A 3,395-nucleotide genomic window follows, 5' to 3' on the forward strand; every position below is an offset into this window, starting at 1 on the left:
CATTCTACTCAAGCAGTTCATGATCGCTCATTACCGTGCAGTGATGCCAAACCCTTATCCGATGGGGCATGCTACTCAAGCAGTTCATGATCGCTCATTACCTTGCAGTGATGCAGAACCCTTATCCGAAGGTCATTCTACTCAAGCAGTTCATGATCGCTCATTACCGTGCAGTGATGCCAAACCCTTATCAAATGGGGAATGCCACTCAATGCATTCATGATCGCTCATTACCGTGCAGTGATGCCAAACCCTTATCCGATGGGGCATGCTACTCAAGTCGTTCTTGATCGCTCATTACCTTGCAGTGATGCTAAACCCTTATCCGAAGGGGCATACCAGTCAAGCCGTTCATGATCGCTCATTACCGTGCAGCGATGCTAAACCCTTATCAAATGGGGAATGCCGCTCAATTCACTCATGATCGCTCATTATGACGCAGGGATGTGAAAGCTACATACAGCGGAGCTGGCTGGACGTTGTGTTCTTGATCGCTCATAGCACTACTGGGGTAAATTCAAATAAAAGGCCATTGCTAATGGCCATCTTAGTGAGAAAGGCTGTGGTGAAATTCTTTGGGATATTGCTCACATAATAAGAAAAGTTTCATGCAGTGATAGCGAGGCTATTAACCCATTGATTATCAAAAAATTATTCAGAAATTATATAACATTTCTAATGAGCGATCATAACATTTTACCAGTGATTAAAGCATCTACCTGACGTGTATTACCTGTTGGTAATGTGTGAGTAACCCTGTATAAGCTGTATAAGCTGTATAAAGCAATTGAGCGATCAAGAATAAACAATTGAGCGATCAAAAGATGCAATTGAGCGATCAAGAGCTGGGAATTGAGCGATCAAAAGATCCAATTGAGCGATCAAAAGATCAAAGCGTGATCTATCCACAAGCCAATTTTATGACCGCTCCTAAATGAGCGATCATAAGAATATGAAGTTAAAAGAGTAGCATTTAACTATAAAACATAGACTTACGTAGAGCGTATGTATCACCGCACTAAATTGAGCGATCAAGAGTTGTATAAACAAATATCAGCGGTTAAGTATGGGTGTAATCATACTAATCATTAAACCTTTATCAACTAAAGAAATCATCTTTAAAAAGATCATATTTTTAATAACTTAAATCAAAATAATCTGGATGATCATGATAGGGTTGCTTATTCTTGTTCAACAGTTATGATTAAAGCATCATGAAAAACAGTGATAGAGCACATGCCGATAGAACTCAACGATATCTCACCTGAATTGCTAGAAAAAATTGACCTGAAAAGGCGTTTTACTCTTTTTCTTTTCGACCCAGCTGATGTTGAGTTATTTGATACAATTCAGGACATGAGTTTAGGCTTGAAACAACGCACTATTGCTCAACACCTGATCGCCTTAGCTAAATCACACAGTGGCATAGCCAATAAAGTATTTCAAGAAGGCGTAGAGGCACGTTATGAAATTAAACCTGCAACCCTTCGACGTACTTTGATGGAGCTTAAGAACTTAGGGTTCTTAGTCTTACATGAAGTCACTCATAACGGTCAAAAACGGTCTACTTCAAATATTTACACCTTAGCTAAAAAAGTGGACCTAGCTATAATTGCTGATCGTGACTCCCTAACGGATCGCAATCGTCCCAAAGGCAATAAAAAGTCTAATCGTGAAAGTGTCAAAAATGCTCTTCAGAAGAAATCTCTATCTCAACAGGATGTTGATCTGCGACCTTATCTTCCAAAGGGTATGCCTTATGACAAACAAATCTTACCTACTGAGTACATAGCACTGGCTCCAAACAAGAGGAATGGCAGCCCTAAAGCGCTTGTCCAATTCAAGCATCCAAAAGGTGGTAATTATACGGTTGCTGCAAAAGGGCATGAACAAGTATCGACTAAAGGTGCTATCCAAACCTTAATGGCACTATTGTCGTTAGCTATCGCATATAACGCCCGAGCAATGAAAACTAAGCGGTTTTCGCGTCCGTTCGAAAATACTGAGTGTGCTGCAAAACTAGAAGAGATTTTGTATCTACGTGGTCTGAGTGACAACGGTCAGACTCGTGATCGCATAAGAGAACAAATTCAAGAATTACGTCACACAGTTTATGAGTGGACCGATCTAGACGGTGTGATTGTAGATGAAGAACTTCAGAAACTGTTCACGCAAAAAGACTTCCAGTTCATTATTGAACTGGAAACCAACTCAAAACTCGCCCCCGTTATCAATGAGAACGGCGTGGAAGTAAAGCCGACACTGTTCTTCTATACGTTTCATCCCAAACTAATCGAAATTCTGGCTAAGAAAGAAGTATTTTTCACTTTACCCAAAAAGATTGCAGTTGGTGACCCTCTGTTACTCCTCTTCTACATGTGTCTGCGTGTGAGGCGAGTAGGGTATGAGTCTTTGGATCTATCTTTAATTGCTGAACATATGTTTTTCGATGGGAGTGATAAAAAGCTTCATAATGACATCACAGCTGCGTTGGAAATCTATAAATGCAAACCAGGTGATTTGGTAATGCGCAATGATAAAAAGATTACCAAAGACTACAATTTGTGCGGGTACTATATTTCATTCACAAAGAATCAAGATGGTAACTACGTGGCCGTAATTGACTGTGATGAGAAACAGATGATAGAAGCTACAGGTTCAACCTTCAACGAAGGCAAAAAGAATGCTCCAACGATAATGAACCCGTTGGTCAACAAGTTTGCGTTAGCAGATGAGATGAAACGTAACGTACTCGTAGATGCACTCCGCGATGACCTATTGTTTAAATATGTAACACATACAACTAGACGTTTCGCGAATTACCGAAAATTTAAATTATTAGAATCTGAATACACAATATCTGCCTATGACGATGAACACCACATAGACCGTATTGCTCACTTAGTTTCAATGGATTTAAATGCCAATAAAGATGTTGCTGTAGAAGCGCTACATAAAGTGCAAGGCCATCTTAAGAAACTCACTTATGGTGATACAATAATTGAATCCGAACACTTCTACAGCCTGATGAGCCGCTTGGAAACTGGGCATAATATCAAGTTATCAAAAAGTGAATTAATCGACAGTGTAAAGCTATTGAGAGCCAAGAGATTTAACCAGTGGGTTAATGGAGAATTAGATGAGCTTGCCGCTTTCATTTCATCTAAGTTGGCTCAAGTAAGCTAAAGAGACTGAAAATCACAGAAAGTCGATATAGTCACTAAGTATGGTTACCTATTAAAAAAAAGAACCCGATGTGTGTCGGGTTCTTTTTTTCGTTTAATTGTCGTCTGAAACCACCCAATGGTCAGCCACCAGCCGCGTTATAAAGGCATCGAAGGTATCCGCCCCATGAACCCACGGGGCGACTTGTCAGTGTTTGAAGTTCCAAGGCA

The 3,395-nt window shown here is 40.1% G+C and carries 2 protein-coding genes; both read left to right on the forward strand.

Annotated elements, in window-relative coordinates:
• The coding region (locus AB6D58_RS24175) for a hypothetical protein (RefSeq protein ID WP_372158771.1) at window positions 1–223 on the forward strand (223 nt) is incomplete at its 5' end.
• Between the two features lie 1,013 nt (window positions 224–1,236).
• A complete protein-coding gene (locus AB6D58_RS24180) occupies window positions 1,237–3,186 on the forward strand; it encodes a replication initiator protein RctB domain-containing protein (RefSeq protein ID WP_372128423.1) in 1,950 nt (649 codons plus the stop codon).
• The last annotated feature ends 209 nt before the right edge of the window (window positions 3,187–3,395 follow it).

Source organism: Vibrio sp. 10N.239.312.D08 (assembly GCF_041466145.1).
GTDB lineage: Bacteria > Pseudomonadota > Gammaproteobacteria > Enterobacterales > Vibrionaceae > Vibrio > Vibrio crassostreae_C.